The organism is Devosia oryzisoli (assembly GCF_014837245.1).
GTDB lineage: Bacteria > Pseudomonadota > Alphaproteobacteria > Rhizobiales > Devosiaceae > Devosia > Devosia oryzisoli.
In genome coordinates this window covers 820,562-844,386 of record NZ_JACYFU010000001.1, presented here as the reverse complement: position 1 = coordinate 844,386, position 23,825 = coordinate 820,562, and the positions used below count along the sequence as shown (strand labels likewise).

General features: G+C 61.3%; 24 protein-coding genes. 18 read left to right on the top strand and 6 right to left on the bottom strand.

From position 1 onward, the window contains the following. Nucleotides 1-53: 53 nt before the first annotated feature. The 6 genes from gatC (at nt 54) to IC608_RS04220 (ending at nt 3,764) form a co-directional block, all read left to right on the top strand. A complete protein-coding gene (gatC, locus tag IC608_RS04245) occupies nt 54-341 on the top strand; it encodes an Asp-tRNA(Asn)/Glu-tRNA(Gln) amidotransferase subunit GatC (protein WP_191772905.1) in 288 nt (95 codons plus the stop codon). 1 nt (nt 342) lies between these two features. Next, nucleotides 343-825, top strand: coding sequence for a GNAT family N-acetyltransferase (locus IC608_RS04240; protein ID WP_191772904.1), 483 nt, complete (start codon nt 343-345; stop codon nt 823-825). Continuing rightward, nucleotides 822-1,280, top strand: a complete 459-nt coding sequence (locus IC608_RS04235; protein ID WP_191772902.1) for a hypothetical protein — start codon at nt 822-824, stop codon at nt 1,278-1,280. Before IC608_RS04240 ends, IC608_RS04235 begins: the two co-directional genes overlap by 4 nt. Next, nucleotides 1,273-2,757 carry an Asp-tRNA(Asn)/Glu-tRNA(Gln) amidotransferase subunit GatA gene (gatA, locus tag IC608_RS04230; protein WP_191772901.1) on the top strand — a complete coding sequence of 495 codons (1,485 nt, stop codon included), beginning with the start codon at nt 1,273-1,275 and terminating at the stop codon, nt 2,755-2,757. The genes IC608_RS04235 and gatA overlap by 8 nt, the downstream gene beginning before the upstream one ends. 78 nt (nt 2,758-2,835) lie before the next feature. Next, nucleotides 2,836-3,303, top strand: coding sequence for a GyrI-like domain-containing protein (locus IC608_RS04225; protein WP_191772899.1), 468 nt, complete (start codon nt 2,836-2,838; stop codon nt 3,301-3,303). A gap of 143 nt (nt 3,304-3,446) precedes the next feature. Beyond that, nucleotides 3,447-3,764: a hypothetical protein gene (locus tag IC608_RS04220; RefSeq protein ID WP_191772897.1), complete on the top strand. Its 318-nt coding sequence runs from the start codon at nt 3,447-3,449 to the stop codon at nt 3,762-3,764. A gap of 82 nt (nt 3,765-3,846) precedes the next feature. Here the strand turns inward: IC608_RS04220 and IC608_RS04215 are convergent, their stop codons facing one another. Further along, nucleotides 3,847-4,104, bottom strand: a complete 258-nt coding sequence (locus tag IC608_RS04215) for a YjhX family toxin (RefSeq protein ID WP_191772895.1) — start codon at nt 4,102-4,104, stop codon at nt 3,847-3,849. Between the two features lie 217 nt (nt 4,105-4,321). Here IC608_RS04215 and IC608_RS04210 point away from each other — a divergent pair, with 217 nt between their 5' ends. The 4 genes from IC608_RS04210 to IC608_RS04195 all read left to right on the top strand — a co-directional run bounded on the left by IC608_RS04210 (nt 4,322) and on the right by IC608_RS04195 (nt 7,207). Continuing rightward, nucleotides 4,322-4,675 (top strand): chorismate mutase, encoded by a 354-nt coding sequence (locus IC608_RS04210; protein ID WP_345890827.1) that lies wholly within the window; start codon nt 4,322-4,324, stop codon nt 4,673-4,675. 35 nt (nt 4,676-4,710) lie between these two features. Next, on the top strand, nt 4,711-5,220 hold the full coding sequence (locus IC608_RS04205) for a GNAT family N-acetyltransferase (protein ID WP_191772893.1): 510 nt from the start codon (nt 4,711-4,713) through the stop codon (nt 5,218-5,220). 80 nt (nt 5,221-5,300) lie between these two features. After that, entirely contained in the window at nt 5,301-6,800 is a 1,500-nt protein-coding gene (gene gatB / locus IC608_RS04200; protein ID WP_191772892.1) for an Asp-tRNA(Asn)/Glu-tRNA(Gln) amidotransferase subunit GatB, read from the top strand. 8 nt (nt 6,801-6,808) lie between these two features. Next, a complete protein-coding gene (locus tag IC608_RS04195; RefSeq protein WP_191772890.1) occupies nt 6,809-7,207 on the top strand; it encodes an OsmC family protein in 399 nt (132 codons plus the stop codon). On the opposite strand, the gene IC608_RS04190 is transcribed toward IC608_RS04195, so the two are convergent. The 4 genes from IC608_RS04190 to purM form a co-directional block, all read right to left on the bottom strand. Next, a complete protein-coding gene (locus IC608_RS04190; RefSeq protein WP_191772888.1) occupies nt 7,204-7,392 on the bottom strand; it encodes a hypothetical protein in 189 nt (62 codons plus the stop codon). The genes IC608_RS04195 and IC608_RS04190 overlap by 4 nt on opposite strands. 251 nt (nt 7,393-7,643) lie before the next feature. Next, complete coding sequence (locus IC608_RS04185; protein WP_191772886.1) at nt 7,644-8,537, bottom strand: DMT family transporter; 894 nt, start codon at nt 8,535-8,537, stop codon at nt 7,644-7,646. Between the two features lie 160 nt (nt 8,538-8,697). Further along, nucleotides 8,698-9,285, bottom strand: coding sequence for a phosphoribosylglycinamide formyltransferase (gene purN, locus IC608_RS04180; RefSeq protein ID WP_191772884.1), 588 nt, complete (start codon nt 9,283-9,285; stop codon nt 8,698-8,700). After that, the gene (gene purM / locus IC608_RS04175; protein WP_191772882.1) at nt 9,282-10,358 is read right to left on the bottom strand and encodes a phosphoribosylformylglycinamidine cyclo-ligase; all 1,077 of its coding nucleotides are present in this window, start codon (nt 10,356-10,358) and stop codon (nt 9,282-9,284) included. Before purM ends, purN begins: the two co-directional genes overlap by 4 nt. A 152-nt stretch (nt 10,359-10,510) precedes the next feature. On the opposite strand from purM, the gene IC608_RS04170 reads away from it, so the two are divergent. The 4 genes from IC608_RS04170 to IC608_RS04155 are packed head-to-tail and all read left to right on the top strand — an operon-like array spanning nt 10,511 to nt 15,995. Further along, nucleotides 10,511-11,587: an AI-2E family transporter gene (locus IC608_RS04170; RefSeq protein ID WP_210316189.1), complete on the top strand. Its 1,077-nt coding sequence runs from the start codon at nt 10,511-10,513 to the stop codon at nt 11,585-11,587. Then, a complete protein-coding gene (locus tag IC608_RS04165; protein ID WP_191772878.1) occupies nt 11,571-12,299 on the top strand; it encodes a P-loop NTPase family protein in 729 nt (242 codons plus the stop codon). The genes IC608_RS04170 and IC608_RS04165 overlap by 17 nt, the downstream gene beginning before the upstream one ends. Continuing rightward, nucleotides 12,292-14,457, top strand: coding sequence for an RNA degradosome polyphosphate kinase (locus IC608_RS04160; protein ID WP_191772876.1), 2,166 nt, complete (start codon nt 12,292-12,294; stop codon nt 14,455-14,457). Before IC608_RS04165 ends, IC608_RS04160 begins: the two co-directional genes overlap by 8 nt. 2 nt (nt 14,458-14,459) lie before the next feature. Further along, on the top strand, nt 14,460-15,995 hold the full coding sequence (locus IC608_RS04155) for a Ppx/GppA phosphatase family protein (RefSeq protein WP_191772873.1): 1,536 nt from the start codon (nt 14,460-14,462) through the stop codon (nt 15,993-15,995). Between the two features lies 1 nt (nt 15,996). Here IC608_RS04155 and rnd read toward each other — a convergent pair whose 3' ends face one another. Next, complete coding sequence (gene rnd / locus IC608_RS04150; protein WP_191772871.1) at nt 15,997-17,166, bottom strand: ribonuclease D; 1,170 nt, start codon at nt 17,164-17,166, stop codon at nt 15,997-15,999. A gap of 172 nt (nt 17,167-17,338) precedes the next feature. Here rnd and aspS point away from each other — a divergent pair, with 172 nt between their 5' ends. The 4 genes from aspS to IC608_RS04130 all read left to right on the top strand — a co-directional run bounded on the left by aspS (nt 17,339) and on the right by IC608_RS04130 (nt 23,736). After that, nucleotides 17,339-19,129 carry an aspartate--tRNA ligase gene (gene aspS / locus IC608_RS04145; RefSeq protein WP_191772870.1) on the top strand — a complete coding sequence of 597 codons (1,791 nt, stop codon included), beginning with the start codon at nt 17,339-17,341 and terminating at the stop codon, nt 19,127-19,129. A gap of 169 nt (nt 19,130-19,298) precedes the next feature. Beyond that, on the top strand, nt 19,299-20,870 hold the full coding sequence (locus IC608_RS04140; RefSeq protein ID WP_191772868.1) for an EAL domain-containing protein: 1,572 nt from the start codon (nt 19,299-19,301) through the stop codon (nt 20,868-20,870). 90 nt (nt 20,871-20,960) lie between these two features. Further along, the gene (locus IC608_RS04135; protein WP_191772866.1) at nt 20,961-23,246 is read left to right on the top strand and encodes an NADP-dependent malic enzyme; all 2,286 of its coding nucleotides are present in this window, start codon (nt 20,961-20,963) and stop codon (nt 23,244-23,246) included. A gap of 91 nt (nt 23,247-23,337) precedes the next feature. Next, nucleotides 23,338-23,736, top strand: a complete 399-nt coding sequence (locus IC608_RS04130) for an FtsB family cell division protein (protein ID WP_191772864.1) — start codon at nt 23,338-23,340, stop codon at nt 23,734-23,736. The last annotated feature ends 89 nt before the right edge of the window (nt 23,737-23,825 follow it).

Sequence of the window (23,825 nt, the reverse complement as noted above, 5' to 3'; positions counted from 1 at the left end):
GCGGTGCGCATTGGTAAGAACCCGTCACAAGCGATGACTTTCCGGAGATTGCCATGTCCGTCGATGCCACAACCGTCAAACGAATCGGACGCCTTGCGCGGATACGCATCGAAGAAGACGAGGTGACGGGCTACCAACAGGAACTCAACGCCATTCTGGGCTTCGTTGAGCAACTGAACGAGGTCAACGTCGAAGGGGTCGAGCCCATGACGTCGGTGACGCCGATGACGCTGCGCCGCCGGGAAGACATCGTGACCGACGGTGGCTACGCCGAAAAGATCGTGAAGAATGCTCCGCTGAGCGAAGACAACTTTTTTATGGTCCCGAAGGTGGTCGAGTAAAATGACCACAAGCATCGCCATCGAAACACCGTTGCAGGACGATGTTCGCGAGTTGGTGGCCCTGCTGAACGACCACCTGCTGCCACTGTCGCCGCTCGAATATCAGTTCAAGATGACCGTTGAACAGATGGCGGACACCGATACGACCCTCTTTGTGGCACGCGACGAAACCGGCCGCGCTGTCGGAATGGGTGCACTCAAGATGCACGGAGAAGGGCTTGGCGAGGTCAAGCGGATGTTCACTCGCCCAGAGGTCCGCGGGCAGCGCGTGGGCCGGCAACTGCTGGAAAGCATCGTCACCCTTGCGCAAGAGCGAAGGCTGGCCGCTCTGATGCTCGAGACGGGCACGGGAGAGGGTATGGCCGAGGCGCATCGGCTCTATACGCGCTACGGCTTTACGCCGCGCAGGGCCTTTCTCGACTATCCCGAGAGTCCATGGTCGGCCTTTTTCGAACTGCAGCTCGGCGTGGAGCGGGCCGCTTGAAACGCCTTCTGGCCATCGCGTTGCTGGCGACAGGTGCCCCTGCGTTGGCGCAGGAGGACCTGCGCATCGATCGCGACAAGATTTATGTGACTGACGCCGACGCCTGCTCGGCGCTCGAGACAGAAGGGCTGGCTGCCTGGCAGACGCACGATTTTCTCAGTCTCGACTTTAACGATGGCATCCGATCGATGGCGGTCCGGTGTGCCTTCTTCGACGTCAAGGGCCGTGAGGGCAGCAGGCATCTGCTCATCGACACGATCTGCGAGGCTCCTGGGTCCCTGTACCCGGACAGTCTCGCCGTGACCCCGGTGAGCGAAACGCAAATTCAGGTCGTCTCCGCGTTCGAGTTGGCACTCAGCACGCATGAGGCGGCCCAAACAAGCAGCGAGGTTGCGACCCCGGGCGCAACGCTCTACACACGCTGCGATAATCTGAGCGAGATCCCCGTTGACTGACCTGACCAAGCTGAGCCTCGCCGATGCCCGCAAGGGCCTGACGGACAAGAGCTTTACCGCCCTCGAACTGACCGATGCCTACATTGCGGCCATCGACAAGGCCAATGACGCCTTGAACGCGTATGTCGCCACCACGCCGGAGCAGGCCCGCGAGATGGCAAAGGCGAGCGATGCGAAGCTGGCGCAAGGGCAGGGCGGGCCGCTCGAAGGCATCCCGCTCGGGATCAAGGACCTGTTTGCGACGAAGGGCGTGCATACCCAGGCGGCCAGCCACATACTTGATGGCTTCAAGCCCGAGTACGAATCGACCGTTACCGCTAATCTGTGGCGCGATGGTGCCGTCATGTTGGGTAAGCTCAACATGGATGAATTCGCCATGGGGTCATCCAACGAAACCAGCTATTACGGCCCGGTCATAAGCCCGTTCCGCGCTGAAGGCAGCAACGCCAACCTCGTCCCGGGCGGCTCGTCGGGTGGATCCGCTGCAGCCGTGGCCGCCTGGCTTTGCGCGGGTGCGACCGCAACTGATACGGGCGGGTCGATTCGCCAGCCGGCGGCGTTCACCGGCACTGTCGGCATAAAGCCAACGTACGGTCGTTGCTCGCGCTGGGGCACCGTTGCCTTTGCCTCTTCGCTCGACCAGGCGGGGCCGATTGCCCGTACCGTGGAAGATGCGGCCATCCTGATGACGTCGATGTCTGGCTTCGATTCCAAGGATTCCACGAGCGTGGATCTGGCGGTGCCGGATTTCGCAGCGGCGGTGGAGCGGGGGGTCAAGGGACTGACCATTGGCGTGCCGCGCGAATACCGCATGGACGGGATGCCCGCAGAGATCGAAAAGCTCTGGCAGCAGGGCCTCGAATGGCTGAAGGCCGAGGGTGCGACGGTCAAGGACATTTCCCTGCCGCATACCAAGTACGCGCTGCCGGCCTACTATATCGTCGCGCCGGCGGAGGCATCGTCCAACCTCGCCCGATATGACGGCGTCAAGTACGGGTTGCGCGTGTCCGGCAAGGACATCACCGACATGTACGAACTGACGCGCGCCGCCGGTTTTGGCCGCGAGGTGAAGCGCCGCATCATGATCGGTACCTATGTGCTCTCCGCCGGCTATTTCGACGCCTACTATGTCAAGGCGCAGAAAGTTCGGTCACTGATCAAGAAGGACTTCGAGGACGCATTTGGTAGTGGTGTCGACGCCATTCTGACGCCGGCGACTCCCTCTGCAGCGTTCGGGATCGGTGATGAAGCTTTGGCTGCCGATCCGGTCGCCATGTACCTCAACGACATCTTCACCGTCACAGTGAACATGGCGGGTCTGCCGGGCATCGCGGTGCCAGCCGGCAAGGACGGCAAGGGGCTCCCGCTGGGCCTGCAACTGATCGGTAGGCCGTTTGACGAAGAGACGCTTTTTGCCGCTGCTCGTGTCATCGAGAAGAGCGCCGGCGGCGACTTTGCGCCCAAGCAGTGGTGGTAACTGGCGCGTTGACGGCCGTCAAAAAGGCGGCGGTGACGCTCGCTTAGCATCTTCGGACAACTGCCCGGAGTGCTTGCCATGCCAGATTTCAAGGTGATCAGGGTTTCGCAAACCCCATACCTCTACGTCACGAAGACCAGTTCGATGGCGCCTGAGGATATATCCAGCAAAATGGGCGAGGCCTTCCGAGAGGTCTGGTCCTTCATGGAATCACGGCACATCCGGCCTGCGGGCGGTGCGCTTTCGGTCTATTACGACTACAGCCCTTCCGAAATGACTTTCCGGGCCGGCTTCACCGTGAGTGCGGCCGACATGGGCAAGGCGCAAGGCCCGGTGAGCGGAGACATGACACCCGCTGGCGAAGTTCTCTATTTTCTGCACAAGGGATCCTATGCGTCGCTGCGCACGGACTACGACCTGATGATGCCGCATCTAGAGGCGATCGGGCGTAAAATGGGCGCACCGATGTGGGAGGTCTATCTGAACTCGCCCGACCAGGTGCCCGAAGAGCAGCTTCTGACCGACGTTTTCACGATGCTTGAATAGGCTCGGCGCGGGACCCGTGCCGATCAAGGACGTTCGCGGCGCTTGATTGCGCCGCCGTTCCGCACTATTTGCGGCCAATGTACAAGTTCAAATTGGTAGCGACGCGTTCCCCTTCTGCGTCCGGGCCGACAGGGATCTCGCCGATGGCCTCTGATATCTTCACCTCTCTCGACTGGTCCGAGCCGCCCAAGGACATGAGCAAGCCATTGCAGGCCCTGTGGTGGCTCAAGAAGGGCGAGCTGCGTGTCGGCCCCGAATGGGAGCGCGCCCACAACATCGTCCAGGCCATGGAAGGCGTGCAGGCTTTCGACTGGGTGCATGCGCTCATGCACTGGATCGAAGCCGATATGGGCAACGCCGACTACTGGTATCGCCGCGCCGGCAAGCGTCGCGCCACCGCCAGCGTCTCCCAGGAATGGGAGCACATCGCGGCGGCCCTGAGTGAAGTCACTCGTCACTAGGCCGCCGCCCCGGCGTCCCAGACTATCGATATTTCAGGATGTGCTGTTGTCCGGTGCAGATGCCCCGGACATCAGTGGCACGTCACCGATTGTCCAACTGGCTGCGCACCAATTCGAGGCCCCTTCGTGTAATTCGATAGGGTTGTCCACCCTGCGACCGGATGGCTTTTTTCGAGCGCAACTTGCCAAAGATCAGCGGTGTCAATCCGCCCACCAGCCAGCCATCGCGATTGTAGAATTCTAGGGCGGCGATCTTGCCGCGTTCATCCTTGATGGCAGCGATGCAGCCGTCCTGCGCAAGCGCGTGAAGCACCCGCTGTTCGTTCCGAGAGATGTCCATTGTAAGTCTGAAGCCTGAAGGGCGAGCGACCGCTCGCGAACAAGAGCATCCGCGCCGGACCATTAGGCACGGCGGCGATCCCATTCATTCATGCCCCGTCGCTGTTGGACGGGGCTTCAGGCGGATTCAGACTGACTAAACATGACCGTTGTTTAGCGCCAAATACGCTCCAACTCCAGATTTGCAGGGCCTGTCAGTTGAATTCGGTGCCCGGCCGGTGCAAACCAGCAACGTGACTGAAGCCAGGAAGAGCGCCGTGACTGCTGCAAAACTGCCCGCCGAATGTGCCACAAAAGACGATGTCCGCTTGGAGATCGACCGGATCGACCAGGCGTTGCTCGCATTGTTTGCAGAGCGGCATGGCTATGTCACACGGATGGCCGAGATCAAGACGGATCCGCACGAGGCCTACGACCCCAAGCGCATCGAGGCCGTGGTCGCCAAAGTGCGTGCCCGCAGTTTGGACCTTGATCTCGACGAAGATCAGGCCGAACTTATCTGGCGCACCCTGATCGACTGGAACGTCAATTACGAGAAGGGCATCATCGCGGCGCGTCGCCGCAGCAAATAGCGCCGGACCGTCGGCGCCAACCGCAGGGGACAGTCATGCCGGCCATCAAGATCCGCTCTGCTGAAGCCACCGACGCACCGCGCATGGCCGACATCGCCTTCCGGGCATGGAAAGGCAGCATTCTTCCCATCTTGAGTGATCGACCCGGACAGAAGGATGCGGAACGCCGGCGCCTGGCTCATGCGGTGGGTCATGGCTGGCAAAATGCCATCGTGGCCGTACTGGACGATATCGTCGTCGGCTGGTGCTCCCGTAGCCCGCGCCGAAACTACATCCCCTACCTCTTTGTCATGCCCGAGGTGCAGGATAATGGCATCGGCACCCTGTTGCTGCAGCGCATGGAAGCGGTGCTGGAATTGGCGGGTGCAACGCGCGTCTCTCTGGAAACACCGGCCGACCACGTGCGGGCCGTGCGGTTCTATGAGCGACAAGGGTATCGGATCATGGCCCTGGGGCAGGACGGACACGGCGGTTACGACCCGTTCGCCAGCGTTCACCTGGAAAAGCGCCTGCACCCTTACCTGGGCATGATCGACGAGGAATAGCGGCCGGTCTAAAGATTGCATCGGCTCGGTAACATCGCTAAGCACAGAGCCAGATTTGCCAAGCCGCCCAGGACTGCCAAGTGACCATCGTCGATACCCGCACCCCCGATAAGAAGCGCCTGATCTCCGGTTCCACCGGTGACTGGGAAGTCATCATCGGCATGGAAGTGCACGCCCAGGTGACGAGCGAGAGCAAGCTGTTTTCGGGCTCCTCGACGGCATTCGGCAATCCTCCCAATTCCAACGTCAGCTTCGTTGATGCCGCGATGCCCGGCATGCTGCCCACGATCAATGAAGAGTGCGTGCGCCAGGCGGTGCGGACCGGGCTGGGACTCAAGGCGAAGATCAACAAGCGCTCCGTGTTTGACCGGAAAAACTACTTCTATCCGGACCTGCCCCAGGGCTATCAGATATCCCAGTTCAAGGACCCGATCGTCGGGGAGGGCAAGGTCCTGCTCGATGTGGATGGCGAGCAGATCGAGATCGGCATCGAGCGCCTGCATCTCGAGCAGGATGCCGGCAAATCGATCCATGACCAGCACCCCAATATGAGCTTCGTCGATCTCAATCGCTCGGGCGTCGCCCTCATGGAGATCGTCTCCAAGCCGGACCTGCGTTCGGCCGAAGAAGCCAAGGCCTATCTCAGCAAGCTGCGCACCATTCTGCGCTACCTCGGTACCTGCGACGGCAATATGGAGCAGGGCTCCATGCGTGCCGACGTGAATGTTTCGGTGCGCCGTCCAGGCGAGGCTTTCGGCACGCGCTGCGAGATCAAGAACGTCAACTCGATTCGGTTTGCCGGCCAGGCGATCGAGTATGAAGCCCGCCGACAGATCGACATTCTCGAAGACGGTGGAGAGATCGACCAGGAAACGCGGCTGTTCGACCCCAAGAATGGCGAGACCCGCTCCATGCGCTCCAAGGAAGAGGCGCACGACTATCGCTACTTCCCGGATCCCGACCTGCTGCCCCTCGAGTTCGACGACGCGTTCATCACCGAGCTTTCACAGCAGCTCCCCGAACTGCCCGACGAGAAGCAGGCCCGGTTCATCAACGAGTATGGCGTGACGCCCTACGATGCCATGGTGCTGACGCTCGATCGCGAGACAGCCGACTACTACGAAGCGTGCGTAAAGCACAGCGGGACCAAGCGCGACGGCAAGGCAGTGGCCAATATCCTCAACGCCGACGTCGCGGCTTTCGCCAACAGCCAAGGCCTTGCCGTGTGGGAAACGCATCTGCAGCCGAGGCAGATCGCCGGTCTGGTCGACCTGATCGCAGCAGGCACGATCTCTTCGAAGGGCGGCAAGGACGTCCTGCAGATTCTTATCGCTGAGGAGCCGGAAGGAGAGCCGAGCGAGATCGTGGAGCGCCGCGGCCTCAAGCAGGTGACCGACCTTGGTGCGATCGAGAAGATCGTCGACGAGATCATTGCCGCCAATCCAGATCAGGTCGAGAAGGTCAAGGCCAAGCCGACAATGATCGGCTGGTTCGTGGGACAGGCCATGAAGGCCTCAGGTGGCAAGGCCAACCCGCAGGCGCTCAACGACCTGATGAAAAAGAAGCTTGGAATAGAGTAGCGCCCGCCATGACCACCATGAGTGTCTCTTTGCGCAGCATCCCAGACACTCAGGCTGCCATGGGATGGGCGGCGGGACATACAGTGGTGATCGACCGGCCGGAGGGACGGGCCGGAGGCATGGGACTGGGCTTCAACGGCGGCCAGATGATCGCCCTCGCCATCGGAGGGTGTTTCTGCAACGACCTGCGCTATCTCGCAGAAGCCCTTGGCGTAGAGATCGATAGAATCTCGGTAGACGTGGAAATCGACTTGGCCGGAACGCCGTCATTGGTCACAGCTGCCCGTCTTACCCCTCTTGTAACGGGGCGGGGCGATATCGCTGGCCTCATCGCCCGCGCTGCCAGCGAATCGACGGTGGCGAGCTCCGTTCAACGCGGCTTCCCGGTTACCGTGACGACCACCTAGGGGTTGATATCGTGTCCGGGCTCCGGCGGAAGGGCGGGGTCGGGACGCTCGGTGTCCTGATCATGCCGAAGCGGGGAGGTATGCGGATTGTCCGCATCGCCAGTGGGCAGGTGAACCGGCATCGGGGGCGCTGGCTCCGGATGATTGTGGGGTATCTTCGGGTCGTGCTTGTGCGGATCGGCCATCAGACTTTCCTCGGTTGTGGAACATCGCCTGGCGCAATTTCTGGTATCGGGGACGGGGCGGGTTCTTCCAGCGGTTGATCAGGCGTGGGAATCTCAAGCGGGCCCAGAGGCACCGGGTCGACCGGTTGCGGTTGCGGGGGCTCCGGCTGCGGCGTTACTTCCGGTGCGGGCGGATCAATGGGCGGATTCGGCATGGCGTTCTCCTCTGGCGGCGAACGTAACACCCTATGGAGAGTTCCCCTTGATTGCGGTCAAGCCGCAGCGCGCCGCCGCCAGAGGATTCGGATGCGCCCGTCGATGAACAGGAGGCCGGAAAAGATCACCAGCATCCCCACGATCTGCACCGGCGCGACCGCTTCTCCGAGAAGCAGCACCCCTAGCACCAGAGCCGAGATCGGTGCGACGAAGGTGGTGGTGGCGAAGTTCGTGGCGCCCACTCGCGGCAGGATGCGATACATGACCTGGAAGGTGAAGGCCGTGGACAACAGGCCGATAGCCAGCGCCGCGCCCCATGTCTCGCTACGAGCGACGTGCGGCACGCCTTCCACAATGAGCGCCACCGGCACGGAAACCACGGCGGCACCGGTGAGCGCAATCGCCGCAAACGCGGTCGGTTCGATATGCTTGAAGCTGCGGGTGATGTTAAGCGAGAGCGCATAGCACAAAGTGGCGCCAAGGCAGGCAAGCACTGCCCAGAGGTGAGATTCGCCACCGCTGGAAAGAGCGGGAGAGACAAGGATGGCAGCGCCCACAAAGCCGATTGCCACGCCAGTGAACTTGGTGCGGTCCGCACGTTCTCCGCCGATCCAGAAGTGAGAAATGATCGCCGTCGTCATCGGCGTCAACGCGTTGATGATCGCCGCCACGCCGCTCGCGAGGCTGGATTGTGCCAGTGGGAAAAGCGCGAATGGAATGGCATAGGCAACGATGCCGAGCCCGCCGAGCTTCAACCAAAGTCCGGGATCGCGGGGCACAGGCTTCCGGAGGACCACAAGCACGCCCCAGCACCCCAGCGCGCCGATTGAGACGCGTAGTGTAGTGACCCACAGCGGTCCCAGTTCGCGAATGAGAATGGCGTTGAAGATGAACGAGCAGCCCCAGATGGCGCCCAGCAAGATGATCCAGAACCAGTCGCGCAAATTCATGTTGGGCCCCTTCTAAAAAGGGCGCCAAGCTACGCCGTGTGGCACACGACGTCGAACCGATTTTGACGATGGCTGGCATCAACGCCGCTGATGGAGGGAAGGGAGCCTAGCCGGCTTGTGCCTATCAAACGGAACGTGCGCCGTTCATCGCCGCTAAGCCCTACGCCAAAGCCACTTGGCCTGAGGCAAGCAGGCGCAGCGCTTCGGGATAAAGCCGGTGCTCCTGTTCGAGAACGCGCGCCGAAAGGGATTCGGGGGTGTCCCCGGGCAAAACCGGAACACGCGCCTGCAGGATGGAGGGACCTTCGTCGAGACCCGGTGTGACGAAGTGCACTGTGCAGCCGTGTTCCGTCACGCCATCGGCCAAGGCGCGTTCATGGGTATGGAGCCCGCGATAGGCCGGCAACAGCGAGGGATGAATGTTGATCATTCGGCCGCGCCAACGGTTGACGAAGTCTTCGCCCAGGATGCGCATAAAGCCCGCAAGGCAGATGAAATCCACTTCCCAGCTTTCCAGAACCTTAGTCATGGTGTCTTCGAACATTTCCCGGGTTGGGAACCTGCTCTGCGCAAGGGATGCAGTGGCAATTCCGTGGGAGGCTGCAATATCGAGTCCGCCTGCCGCTGCCTTGTTGGACAGCACGCCGACGATTTCGGCCGGGTAATCCGCAGCCTTTGTCGCATCGAGCAAGGCGGCCATGTTGGAGCCACGGCCGGAAATGAGCACTGCGACCTTGGCGCGGCTCACAGGGACAGCGTGCCCCGGAACGTCACCTGTTCGCCTGTCCGCTCGACAAGAGTACCGACAATGCTGGCTTGTTCTCCCGCCTGATTGAGAAGGTCAACCAAGGCGTCCGCATCGTGCGGACCGACAGCGATCAGCATCCCTACGCCACAGTTGAATGTGCGCAGCATTTCGCGCTGATCCATGCCGCCGACTTTCGCGAGCCAGCCAAAGACGCCGGGCGTCTGCACGGCTGCCAGATCGATGTCGGCCGCCAGATGCTTGGGGAGGACACGCGGAATGTTGTCGATGAAACCGCCGCCGGTGATATGGGCCAGCGCCTTCACCGAGAGGCCGGCATCGAGCGCGGTGAGGATCGACTTCACGTAGATGCGGGTCGGCGTGAGCAGGGCCTCTGCGAGGGTCGAACCGAGCGCAAACGGGGCAGGGGCGTCCCACGGGAGGCCGGACAATTCGACGATCTTCCGGACCAGTGAATAGCCATTTGAGTGAATGCCCGAAGAGGCGAGGGCGACCAACATGTCGCCGGCGGCAATGTCCGGACGGGGCAGAAGCGCGTTCCGTTCCGCAGCGCCAACCGCAAACCCGGCGAGATCGTAGTCGCCATCCCGGTACATGCCTGGCATTTCGGCCGTTTCGCCGCCGATCAAGGCACAGCCGGCAAGGCGGCATCCGTGGGCGATGCCTTCGACAATGGCTTGGCCTTGTGCCACGTCAAGTTTGCCCGTGGCGAAGTAATCGAGAAAAAACAACGGCTCCGCGCCCTGGACGACCAGGTCGTTGACGCACATGGCCACCAGATCCTGGCCGATTGTGTCGTGGCGGCCCGTGTCGATCGCGATCTTGAGCTTGGTGCCGACGCCATCGTTTGCCGCGACGAGAACCGGATCGACGAAGCCCGCCGCCTTGAGATCGAAAAGCCCACCAAATCCACCGATTTCACCATCAGCTCCGGGCCGGCGCGTGGACCGAACCGCCGGCTTGATGGCCTCGACAAGCGCATTGCCGGCATCGATATCGACACCGGCCCGCTTGTAGGACAGGGCGTTTGATGGCAGGTTTTCCGCGTCGGACATGAGCCTTCTCGCCATGCTGGGGATTGCGTGCGCTAAGCGCTGATCGCGAACCGGTCTGGTTGAATTTTTCGGTGGCTGCCGTTAGACGGCCTGATAGCTTTTCAAGTACCCGTGCGCAAGGGCTGCCCGACGTCATGACGCTGAGAAACCAAGTGCTCGTCTGGATCGGCCTGCTGGTCGCGTTGATCCTAATTCTCTGGATATTCCGCGGGATCCTGCTGCCGTTCGTCGTCGGCATCGCGCTTGCCTATCTGCTCAATCCGCTCGTCAACCAACTTCAGAAGTGGCACTTCAGCCGCACATGGGCGACTGTCGTGGTTCTGATCTGCGTCCTCACGATCGTGATCAGCGTATTCTTCATGTTTGTTCCGTTGGTCGGGCAGCAGATCGTAGGGCTGATCCAGCGCCTGCCACGCTATGTGGCCGACCTGCAGAAGTTGGTGACCGAATGGTCGCCCGAGGTCAACGATTGGCTGGGGCCTGAGCGGGCGGCGCAGTTGCAGACGACGCTCAACGATCTCGCCCGGCAAGCTCTTGGGTTCATAGCAACATTGCCGGGTGAGCTCGTGAACATCGGGCTAACCGGCGCATCGGTGCTGGGCTTCACCTTGCTCGCCCCCGTGATCGCCTTCTACATGCTGGTCGATTGGGAGGGTATGGTCCGGGGCGTCGATAGCCTGCTGCCCAAGCGGCACAAGGGCGAGATCAAGACTATCCTTCAAGACATCGACAACTCCATGGCTGGCGTCATTCGCGGGCAGGGCAGCGTGCTGCTGCTCGATGCCGCCTTCTACGCCACCGCCCTGAGCCTGGTCGGTCTCAACTTCGGACTGGTCATCGGTCTACTCGCGGGGTTTCTGAGCTTCATCCCCTTTGTGGGAGCTGTATTCGGCTTCGGACTGTCGATGGGTATCGCGATCGTGCAATTCTGGCCCAACGGCTGGATGGTTGCGCTGGTGGCAGGCATCTTTCTCTTCTGGCAATTCATCGAGGGCAATATCCTCTATCCCAAGCTCGTGGGCTCTTCGATCAATATCAATCCGGTCTGGATGATGTTCGCGCTGCTCGCCCTCGGCGCCGTATTCGGATTCGTGGGGCTGTTGCTCGCCGTGCCCATGGCCGCCATCGCCTCGGTGCTCGTGCGCTATGGCGTGCGCAAGTACAAGGAGAGCCCGCTTTACCTTGGGACGGTGCGGAGTGGGCCCGATCGCGATGTGTCCCCCCGATAACCTGCCGCGGCAGTTGCCGCTGGACCTCGTTCACGAACCTTCGCATGCCGAGGATGACTTTTTGGTCGGCACCGGCAACGCCCTGGCCCACGCCCGGATTCTCGCCTGGCCGCACTGGCCGGACGGGGTGACGGTACTGCTTGGGCCGGCCGCTTCCGGCAAATCGCATCTTGCGCGGATTTTTGCTCTTCGTAGCCAAGCCGAAGTGGCAACCTCGCAGACACTTCGGGACATCGGTGGCTCCGAAGGACGTGGAGCTGTCGTGGTCGAAGACGTGGACCGGGCAGGATACGAGGAGCACGAGCTGTTCCATCTGCTCAACCAGGCCTTGCGCGGGCAGCGGACCCTGCTTTTTACGGCGCGCGACGAAGTGGCGAACTGGCCGATCAAGACGGCAGATGTTCGCTCGAGGTTCAGGCGTGCCCCGGTCTTCCGACTGGAGGTGACGGACGACATTGAACTGTCACAGATGTTCGTGAAACTCTTTGGCGATCGACAGGTGCAAGTCGATCCCAAGGTGATAGGCTATGTCGTGCCGCGGATGGAGCGCAGTCCGGAAGAAGTCGCTGCGCTTGTCGAGCTGATGGATCGGCTGGCGTTGGCACGTCGTACGGCCATCACGCGGGCCGTCGCTGCCGAGGCGCTGTCACAGCGCCGGGCGGCGTCGGGCGAGGAACTGCACCAGGATTGGGACATGCCGAGCGATGAATGACATGAGCGAAATTGCCGAAGCCGAGGCAACGGGCCCGGATGCCGAGGCGCTGCGCCAGAGTCCGGCCCGTTTTGTCAATCGGGAAGTCAGCTGGCTGCAGTTCAACATGCGGGTGCTCGAAGAGGCAGGCAATCCGAACCACCCGCTGCTTGAGCGACTACGGTTTGTATCCATTTCGGCCAACAACCTCGATGAGTTCTACATGGTGCGCGTGGCGGGGCTGAAAGGTCAGCTGCGTGCGGGACTGGCCAAGCAAAGCGCAGACGGGCTTTCCCCGACGGAACAGTTGCAGGAAATCGCCACGCTGGCGCAGCATCTGCAACTCGAGCAGCAGGACCACTGGCAGCACCTGCGTGAGGAGCTCTTTGCGCAGAATGTGGTGATACACGAGGCGGACGACCTGACAACGGATCAGGTGGCGTTCCTGCAAAAGCTGTTCCGCGAAGAGATATTTCCGGTTCTGACGCCCATCGCGGTTGATCCGGCGCATCCATTTCCCTTCATCCCCAATCTGGGGCTGGCGCTTGCTTTTGAACTGCGCCGGCCGGACAGCGACCAGCCGCTGACCGCGCTGGTCCGCATCCCCGGCAATCTGGATCGCTTCATCAACCTGCCCACGGGCCTGGTCTCGGAAGGGCGCACTGAAGTTGTGAGCATCGACACGTTGGTCAAGCTCTTCTTCCACAAGATGTTCCCGGGCCACGAAGTGGTCGGGTCAGGTGCTTTCCGCATCATCCGCGACAGCGAAATCGAAATCGACGACGAGGCCGCGGACCTTGTGGTGGAGTTCGAGTCGGCACTCCGCCAGCGGCGCCGCGGGCAGGTCATCCGGCTCGAATTCGAGCGGTCCATGCCGCGCGCCCTCAAGCGCCAGATCGGCGAGCAGCTCGGTATCAAGGAAGCCGACGTCTTTGAGGTACATGGCTTCCTGGGCCTGTCCGACGCGCGCAAGATCTGCGATGTCGATCGCCCGGACCTCAAGTTCCAACCCTACCACGCGCGCTTCCCCGAGCGTATCCGGGACTACAACGGTGATAGCTTCGCAGCCATTCGCGCCAAGGACATCCTGGTCCACCACCCCTTCGAGAGCTTCGACGTGGTTGCCCAGTTCCTCATGCAAGCGGCGCGCGACCCCGACGTGGTGGCCATCAAGCAGACACTGTACCGAACGTCGTCAGACAGCCCGATCGTCAAGGCGCTGATCATGGCGGCCGAGGCGGGCAAGTCCGTGACCTGCCTGGTGGAGCTCAAGGCTCGCTTTGACGAGGAAGCCAATATCCGCTGGGCCCGCGATCTCGAGCGGGCAGGGGCGCAGGTTGTGTTTGGGTTCATTGAACTCAAGACGCACGCCAAGCTGAGCCAGGTCGTTCGGCGGGAGAAGGGGAAGCTGGTGAGCTATTGCCATATCGGCACCGGCAACTACCACCCGATCACCGCCAAAATCTATACCGACCTCAGCTATTTCACCATTGACCCGGCTATCACGCGCGATGTGGCGCGCGTATTCAACTTCATCACCGGCTACGCCCGTCCCACGGAGCTGGAAACCATCGCCGTCTCCCCGGTCAATTTGCGCCAGACCCTCTTGGACAATATTGCCCGCGAAATGGAAATGGCGCGAAGCGGCCAGCCGGCGGCGATCCTTCTCAAGATGAATTCGCTGGTCGATCCCGAGGTCATCGACGCCCTTTATGACGCGAGCCAGGCGGGCGTGAAGGTGGACCTCATTGTGCGCGGAATCTGCTGCTTGCGGCCGGGCATCCCCGGATTCTCAGACAACATCCGCGTCAAATCGGTTGTCGGCCGCTTCCTCGAGCACAGCCGCATTTATTGCTTCGGCAATGGCGAGGCGATGCCATCCCCGCGCGCCAAAGTGTATATTTCCTCAGCCGACATCATGGGTCGAAACCTGGATGGCCGGGTGGAGGTTATGGTCCCGATCCTGAACAATACTGTCCATAAGCAGATCCTCGACCGGATCTTGGTTGCCTATCTCAAGGACAACCAGCAGAGTTGGGAAGTGCTGCCCGATGGCAGCTCACACCGCATCCGTCTTGAAGAAGGGCAGGAACCCTTCAACGCTCACGACTATTTCATGACCAACCCTTCTCTCTCAGGTCGCGGCAGCGCGGGCATGGGCGATAGCGACGAGGCTTGAGCTTGACACAATTCTGGGGCGTTGACGCCGACCCGACTGCACAGGGCCGCATCAAGGGTGCCCAGCCCGTGGCCGTACTCGACATTGGCTCCAATTCGGTGCGCCTCGTGGTGTACGAACGCCACGCGCGGGCCCTGACTCAGCTCTACAACGAGAAATCGGCGTGTGCGCTGGGGCGGGGGATCGCGCAAAGCGGCAAGCTCGCTGAGGCCAACGTCGCCAAGGCGCTCGACGCGATAAAGCGCTTCGCGCTTGTCGCGCGCATGATGCGCGTCGGCAAGGTGTATATCCTGGCCACCTCTGCGGTTCGCGACGCGTCCAATCGCGAGGAGTTCGTGGCGTCCGTCGAAAACCTCATGGAAGTCCCGGTTCACGTTCTCTCTGGAGAAGAGGAAGCCCATTTTGCGTCATTGGGCGTGGTCGCGGGTATTCCGGGTTTTGTCGGACTGGCAGGCGACCTGGGTGGCGGTAGCCTTGAACTCTCCCACGTCGACAGGGGCATCGACACGAGCGGCGTTTCGTTCGAACTCGGCGTGATCCGCCTGCAGGACGATGCCGATGGCGATCCGCGTCAGGCCGCCCAGATCGTCCGTAAGCGTCTGGCGGCCTCGCTTCTTCAGACTGTCGAACCGGGACAGACATTCGCAGCGATCGGTGGGACCTGGCGTTCCCTGGCCAAGTTGCACCAGGGTCTTGTCGACTACCCGCTGCACATGGTTCAGGACTATTCGGTCAAGGCCGGCACCATGATCGAAGTCTGTGACACAATCGTCGCTGCAGGATCGCTTAAGACCTATCCGGGTTCTGCAGGCGTCAGCAGTTCCCGGCGCGACCTGGTGCCGTTCGGCGCGGCTGTGCTGTCAGAAATCTTGAAGGCTGGCCGGTTCGAGGCTGTCATTTTCTCCGCTTTGGGCGTCCGTGAGGGCTACCTCTTCGGCATGCTCGACCCTGCAGAGATGAGCATCGATCCCCTTATCCAAGGGGCCGAAGAGCTTTCCATCCTCCGCTCCCGCTCCCCGGCGCATGGAAATGATCTGGTGGAATTCACCGGCAAGTACCTCTCAGCGGCCGGGATCACCGAGAGCAATGACGAAGCGCGGCTGCGTACCGTAGCCTGCCTCCTCGCCGATATTGGCTGGCGATCGCACCCTGACTATCGTGCGCCCCAAAGCGTTGACGCTGTCGCCTATGGCTCACTGACAGGAGTTGACCATCCGGGGCGAGCGTTTCTGGCCCACACCATCGCCATTCGATACGAGGGCCTAAAAACCAAGTCGGGCCGATCGCTGACACGTCTTTCGTCAAAGGCGCAGTCGGATCGGGCCAAGCTGCTTGGAACGCTTATGCGGGTGGCTTACCCGATAACAGCGGCCATGCCCGGCATACTGCCTCGGATCCATTTCGAGGTGCAGGATTCAACGCTCGTGCTGCATCTTCCCGCTGACTATGCGTTCCTGGACGCAGACCACCTGCGGAACAGGATGAGCCAGTTCGCCGATGTTGCGGGTCACAAGGGCGCAAAGGTCGTCGTCGGGTAATCTACTCAGCGGCCTCTGCCGGGTTCACCGCAAACTCGATGATGCCCTTGCGAGTGGCCACGAGGCCGATCCGCCCATGCTTTATGGCAAGCGCCTTGTCCCCGAAAAGCTTGCGCCGCCAGCCCTTGAGCGCGGGGACGTCGGCCTCGTCATCGAGCACTAGCGCATCGATCTCGTCCGAGGTGGCGATGATGCGTGCCGCAACACCATGTTGCTCCGCCACAGCCTTGAGCAGGACGCGGATCAGATCGCCGACCGCTCCCTTCGGAGACGGGCCTCGGTGACGGTCGGGCAGGGACGGGAGGGCGGCCTTGGGAAGCGCCTCTATGTCCTTCATCAGGGCGATGATTTCGCCTGCGGCAGCGCTTCGCCCAAAGCCTCTCGGCACCGTGCGCAATTTCTCGAAGGCTTCCGCCGACTGCGGACGCTGGACCGCGAGATCGGCAAGCACGTCATCCTTGAGGATGCGGCTGCGCGGCTGGTCGGTTTCCTGCGCCCGACGCTCCCTCCAGGCGGCCAAGACCTTGAGAGCCGCCAAATCTCTGGAACGGTTGAAGCGCATCTTGAGGCGCTGCCACGCCTGCTCCGGCTGAATCACGTAGGTGTCGATGCTGCGCAGCGTGGATAATTCGTCTTCCACCCATGCCGATCGCTTCGTCGCCTTCACCTGCTCGCGCAGTTCCCGATAGATGTCGCGCAGATAGGTGACATCGGCGAGCGCGTAGGTCCTCTGCTTTTCCGACAGAGGACGTGCGGACCAATCAGTGAAGCGAGAGGACTTGTCGAGTTCGACCTTGCAGATAGCACGGACGAGGTTGTCATAAGAGACGCTATCGCCGAAGCCGCAGACGCTCGCCGCGACTTGGGTGTCGAAGATGTTGGTTGGGACCGTGCCGGCAAGCTTGACGAAGATTTCGATGTCCTGCCGGGCCGCATGGAACACCTTCGTCACCTTCTCATCGGCGAGAAGCTCGAAGAAAGGGGTGAGCCGGATGTCTGGCGCCAGCGGATCGATGAGAACCGCCTCGTCGTCCGTCGCCACCTGGATCAGGCATAGACGGGGCCAATAGGTAGTCTCTCGAAGAAACTCGGTATCGACCGTAACGAACTCGTATTGGGCTGCGCGCGCGCAGAATTCGGCGAGCGCATTTGTGGAAACTATGACGTCCATCCGTCTACCGTCTCAATATCGTCGATATTCTTCCTAGCAGGAGACGTCGCCGTGCTCCACCGTCGATTTGCCAGTACCCGGGGCGGGCTTGGCCGACGCTTGACAACAGCGGAACGCCATGCGCTTTTCCCGCCCGAGAATCCGGCCTTTTCATAGCATTTCGAGTATCGACATGACCACACATCGCTACCGCACCCACACCTGTGGCGCCCTGACGGCGGCCGATGCTGGGAATACCGTACGCCTGAGCGGTTGGGTGCACCGTGTCCGCGATCACGGCGGGCTGCTCTTCATCGATCTGCGCGACCACTATGGCATGACCCAGTGCGTCGTGGACCCCGACTCTGCGGCCTTTGCTGCCGTAGAGAAGGTGCGCGCGGAATGGGTCGTGCGGATCGATGGCGAAGTCAAGCGTCGCGATCCGGCAGCAGTGAACCCGAACATCGCAACTGGCGAGATCGAGGTGTTCATTCGCGACATCGAGGTTCTGTCTGCCGCGCGCGAACTACCAATGCCGGTATTTGGTGATCAGGAATATCCGGAAGATGTCCGCCTGCGTTACCGCTTCCTCGACCTGCGCCGCGAGAAATTGCACGCCAACATCGTGAAGCGGACACAAATCATAGCCTCGATGCGCGCCGGCATGACCGAAGCTGGATTTACAGAATTCTCGACACCGATCCTGACGGCGTCGTCGCCGGAAGGCGCGCGGGACTTCCTCGTGCCCAGCCGCATCCACCCAGGCAAGTTTTTCGCCCTGCCGCAGGCGCCGCAACAGTACAAGCAACTCCTGATGGTGGCCGGTTTCGATCGCTACTTCCAGGTCGCCCCCTGCTTCCGCGACGAGGACCCCCGTGCCGACCGGCTTCCGGGCGAGTTCTACCAGCTCGATCTCGAGATGAGCTTCGTAACGCAAGAAGACGTCTGGAACACGGTGGAGCCAGTGATCACGGGCGTCTTTGAGAAGTTCGCCGGCAACAAGCGCGTTACCAAAGGCTGGCCGCGTATCCCCTACGACACGGCGATCCGCAAGTACGGCTCCGACAAGCCGGACCTGCGCAACCCGATCGAGATCGAGGGCGTGACGGATCATTTCCGTGGTTCCGGGTTCAAGGTCTTTGCGAACCAGATCGAAACCGACCCCAAGGTCGAAGTCTGGGCCATTCCAGCCAAGAACAAGGCTGGTGCTGAACCGATCGGTCGAGCGTTCTGCGATCGCATGAACGCTTGGGCCCAAGGCGAAGGGCAGCCCGGCCTCGGCTACATCTTCTTCAAGGAAGGGCAGGGCTCGGGTCCCATTGCCAAGAACATAGGCGAAGAGCGCACCGCCGCTATTCGCTCCCAGCTCGGGCTGGACGATGGCGATGCGGTCTTCTTCGTCGCTGGTCGGCCGGAGAAGTTTTACAAGTTTGCAGGCGAGGCGCGGACCAAGGTTGGCACTGACCTGGGCGTGGTCGATACCGAGCAGTTCGCCCTATGCTGGATCGTCGATTTTCCCTTCTATGAGTGGAGCGAGGAAGAGAAGCGCATCGATTTTGCCCACAATCCCTTCTCGATGCCGCAGGGCGGGCTTGAAGCGCTCAACTCGGACGATCCGCTGTCACTTAAGGCCTACCAGTACGACGCGGTGTGCAATGGCTTCGAGATCGCTTCTGGTTCGATCCGTAACCAGGAACCGGAGACGATGGTCAAAGCGTTCGAACTGACCGGGAAATCGCGTGCGGAAGTCGAAGAGCAGTTCGGCGGCCTCTATCGGGCGTTCCAGTATGGCGCGCCTCCGCATGGCGGCGCCGCCTTCGGGATAGACCGTATAGTGATGCTGCTGTGCGGCGTGCAGAACCTGCGCGAGATCACAGCCTTCCCGATGAATCAGCAGGCGGAAGATCTTCTGATGGGTGCCCCTAGTGCGGCCTCGCCCAAGCAGTTGCGCGAACTCAGCATCCGTCTCAACCCGCAGACCTGACTCTTTTCAACACGCTTCCAGATTTCTGAGGCGGCCTCTCCGGAGGCCGCCTTTTCGTTGGACCGGAAAGTCGGTTAATGCCGCTTTAAAGGCTGGCTTGGTATCCAAGTGGTCTATCCAGACCGCAGGCGAGTCTCCCGGCGTGAAGTCCAGCTTTTCCCATGTCCTCATGCTGATCGGCGCCATTCTGGCGTTCGCTCCGATCGTGGCCGTGGACTACGCGCTTGACGCCTATGTGCGCTACCGCGAAAAGGCGACGGCGCAGGAGTATGTGGACGCCATTGCCTCGACGATCGATGTTGGCGCGACGGGTGGCGTTGCGGCCCTTCGGAAAGTGATCGAAGCCAGCCCATCGCTCTGCACACCCACCTTTGTCACAAATGCGCAAGCGGCCATTGAATCAAGCCTCAGCCTCAAGCAATTCCTGGTTGAGAACAGCGAGGGCGTTCAATACTGCGATGCCTATGGGCGGACGGTCGCGCTCTCTCCGCTGGCGGCCGAACTGCCGGTTCCGGGGCTGACCGAAACGATCACACTCGCCAAGTTTTCTGACATGGCGATGCCTGCTCTCAAGATCACCCAGAAGTTCAGCGAGTCGCGGCGCCTTTCCGTGATCCTGCCTGTCTTGCAGCAGAGCCGAACTGCTATCGCAAAAACCCTGCCGGACGGAGCAGCCCTCAAGGTCGCACTGACCAACGGGTTATCCATTCTCGCCGCAGGGGATGTCGACGCTTTGGAAATTCGCCCGCACGGGGAAGATTTGATCAGCGCGCAAGGCTTCGCGGGGCAATTCCCGATCAAGGTGGAGTACGCAATCCCCTTCGCCGTGACCAGGGCCGGCTATGCCGATCTCGACGCGGTATTTACGGTCATTGCTTGCGTTGCCAGCGCTTCATTTTTGCTGTTCAGCTTGAGTTACGTGCGACGCTCGAGGGTGCCTGCGTTTGACCTCGAGAGGGCGATCGGGCGCAACGAGATAAAGCCGTATTATCAGCCAGTGATCAATCTGCGGACCGGCGAACTCATGGGGTGCGAGGTGCTCTGCCGCTGGGAAAAGCGCAATGGCACCGTTGTTCCACCTGGGGCATTCATCGATTACGCGGAAGCCACTGGCCTAGCCATTCCGATGACCCTCTCGCTAATGCAGCAGGTTCGCAACGATTTGGGCGAGCTCTGTCAATTGATGCCGGCGTTGAAGGTGTCGATCAACCTCTTCGAGGGCCACTTCAGGGACGGTGGTATCGTTGAGGACGTACAGGCCATATTCGGTAACGGACCGGTTGCCTATCGGCAACTTGTGTTCGAGATCACCGAGCGGCGCCCGCTCAACGCCATGGCGACCACCGGTGTTATTGCGGGCCTCCATGCGCTGGGTGCAAAATTGGCGATGGACGACGCCGGCACGGGCCACAGCAACCTGGCCTACATTGCCACCCTTGGCGTCGATATTATCAAGATCGACCGTATCTTCGTGGACATGATCAAACCCGGCGTAACGCAGGTGCCGGTGCTGGATGGGTTGATCGCAATGGCGAAAGACCTGGATTGTGAAATCGTGGCAGAAGGCGTCGAAACCGAGGACCAGGCAATCTACCTGCGGTCGCGCGGGGTCGTGCAGGCACAGGGTTATATCTTTGCCCCGGCGCTTCGTGCCGCTGCCTTCAAGGATCTCGCGCACGCCCTGCGTCTGGCAGCGTCGGGTCCGGCGCCGAGAGGCGAGAGGCTTGCTTCCGCAGCCTGAACGCTCAACTCGGCCTCCTCCTGAAGGCGTCGCCCCTTTTCAAGCGGTGCGATTGATGGCACCAACGCGACCAAGTTTGCTGCCGGGAGCATGAGTGTGTCCAACGATCCCAATGAACAGCGCCAGATCCTTCGCCAGGCGGCGCTGCATTTCCACGAGTTCCCGAAGCCCGGCAAGCTGGAAATTCAGCCGCTCAAGCCACTCGGCAACCAGCGCGACCTGGCGCTCGCCTATTCGCCCGGCGTAGCGGCACCCTGTGAGGAAATCGCAGAAACACCCGAGGCGGTGGCGCGGTACACATCCCGGCAAAACCTCGTGGCGGTGATCTCGAACGGCACCGCCGTCTTAGGGCTGGGCAACATCGGCGCACTAGCCTCCAAGCCTGTCATGGAAGGCAAGGCGGTTCTGTTCAAGAAGTTCGCCGGCATCGACGTCTTCGACCTCGAGATCGACGAGGTCGATCCGCGAAAATTCATCGAGTCGGTCGCGCCACTTTGGCCCACTTTCGGCGGCATCAACCTCGAAGACATTCGCGCCCCCGACTGCTTCGAGATCGAGGAAGCGCTGCGCGAGCGCATGCCGATACCGGTCTTCCATGACGACCAGCATGGCACTGCGATCATCGTTGGCGCCGCCGTGCTGAACGGCCTTGAACTGTCGGGCAAGAAGATCGACGAGGTGAAAATCTGCACGTCCGGGGCAGGGGCAGCGGCCATTGCCTGTCTCAACGTGCTTGTTGCCCTGGGCGCGCGGTACGAAAACATCTGGGTGGCCGATAAGGATGGTCTCGTCACTCACAAGCGGAACGACGTCAACGACAAGTGGCGCGGCCAATTCCGTCGCGAGAGCGAAGCGACAACGCTTGCCGAGGTCATCGATGGCGCCGACATTTTCCTCGGTCTGTCGGCAGCCGGGGCGCTTAAACCGGAGATGCTTGCAAAGATGGCGGCCAAGCCGCTGATCCTGGCGCTCGCCAATCCCAACCCCGAGATCATGCCGGAAGTGGCGAAGGAGGTGCGGCCGGACGCCATGGTTTGCACCGGCCGGTCGGACTACCCCAACCAGGTCAACAACGTCCTCTGCTTCCCCTTTATCTTCCGCGGCGCCCTTGACGTGCATGCCACGACGATCAACGAGGAAATGAAACTTGCCGCCGTGCGGGCTATCGCCAAACTGGCGCATGAACCGGGCCTGGAAGTGTCACCCTCGGGCGCGCCGGCTGTGTATGGCCCGGAACACATCATTCCCAATCCGTTCGACCAGCGGCTGATCCTGCGCATCGCTCCCGCAGTTGCTCGCGCCGCGATCGACTCGGGTGTGGCCAAGCGCCCGATCGAGGATTGGGACGCCTATTACGACACCCTCAACCGGTTCGTCTTCCGCTCCGGCCTCGTGATGAAGCCGATCATCGACAAGGCCCAGGGGCAGGGTAAGCGCATTGCCTTCGCAGATGGTGAGGATGAGCGGGTGCTGCGGGCGGCCCAGGTGCTGCTGGAAGAGCGAATCGCCAGGCCAATCCTGATTGGCCGGCCCGCCGTGATCGAGGCGCGGCTGGAGCGCTTCGGACTTAGCATCCGCCCGCACGTCGACTTCGAGGTCATCAACCCCGAGGACGACCCGCGCTATCGCGACTACGTGGCTCTGTTCCACTCCCTTGTCGGTCGCGACGGCGTGACGCCCGACACCGCACGGACCATCGTGCGCACCAATACGACAACGATCGCAGCACTGGCCGTGAAGCGTGGGGAAGCCGATGGTTTGATCTGTGGTCTCCAGGGCCGATATATCAAGCATGTGCGCGACATCCGGTCGGTCATCGGACTGCAGGACGGGGTTCAGGACGTTTCGGCAATGTCCATGCTGATCATGCCGCGCGGGGCGTTCTTCCTCGCGGATACCTATGTCAACATGAACCCGAGCGCCGACGAAATCGTAGGCATCGCCCTGCAGGCACGCAATCACCTGAAGCGTTTCAACATCGAGGCTCGCGTTGCCCTCTTGAGCTATTCGAACTTTGGTTCGCGCGACGGCGAGAGCGCCTTCAAGATGCGCGAGGCCTACACCAAGCTCAAGGCCATCGCGCCAGACCTGATCGTGGAGGGCGAGATGCAGGGTGACCTGGCGCTCAACGAAGGGTTACGCGAGCGTTACATCCCCGAAACGGTTCTAAAAGGGGAGGCGAATCTGCTGATTTTCCCCGATCTAGATGCCGCCAACCTCTCCATGACCCTGCTTAAGGAAATGAATAACGCTCTGGCCGTTGGCCCCATTCTCATGGGGACACAGGCGCCGGCACACATTCTGGCGCCGTCGGTCACCAGCCGCGGCATCGTGAACATGGCAGCCATTGCCGCCAACGAAGCCGTCGGCGGCTGAAGCGAGGGGGCGATGTCGACACGGCATCGCCCCTTCAACTCCCCATTAAGAGCTTGTCAGGCATAAGCGAGTGTCTACACACGGTTAGCTCATGCCCACTCGCCTCAAACGGCCACCCTTCTGGCGTCCACTGGCTCTCACGGCGTGCCTCCTCGCGTTCCAGGGGTACCTGGGCTACTCCGCCATCTCCGGTCAGTTCGGCATCGACAACCGCAAGGACATCGTTGCCGATATCCAGGTACTGAAGGACAAGTCCGCTGCGTTGCAGGCAGAGATCGATGCGTACCGACACCGGTCATCCCTGATGAACCCAAAGCACCTCGACCCTGACCTTGTAACCGAGCGGGCGCGTGCGATGCTCAACGTTGCGAACGCCGACGACATCCTCATCATGGTCGACCCTGCTTCTGGTGAACCGATTTCTGGTAAATTTCGAGAATTAATCGATGATGAGTTAAGGTCGATTATCATCCAGGATTCAACGCTCTAGACGCTTTTTGGCGTCCCCGCGCCAGCATTTTCCTGCAGCGACGCTTGCGCTATAGTTATCATCGTGGCCTGATCCGGCCATCGATTTCC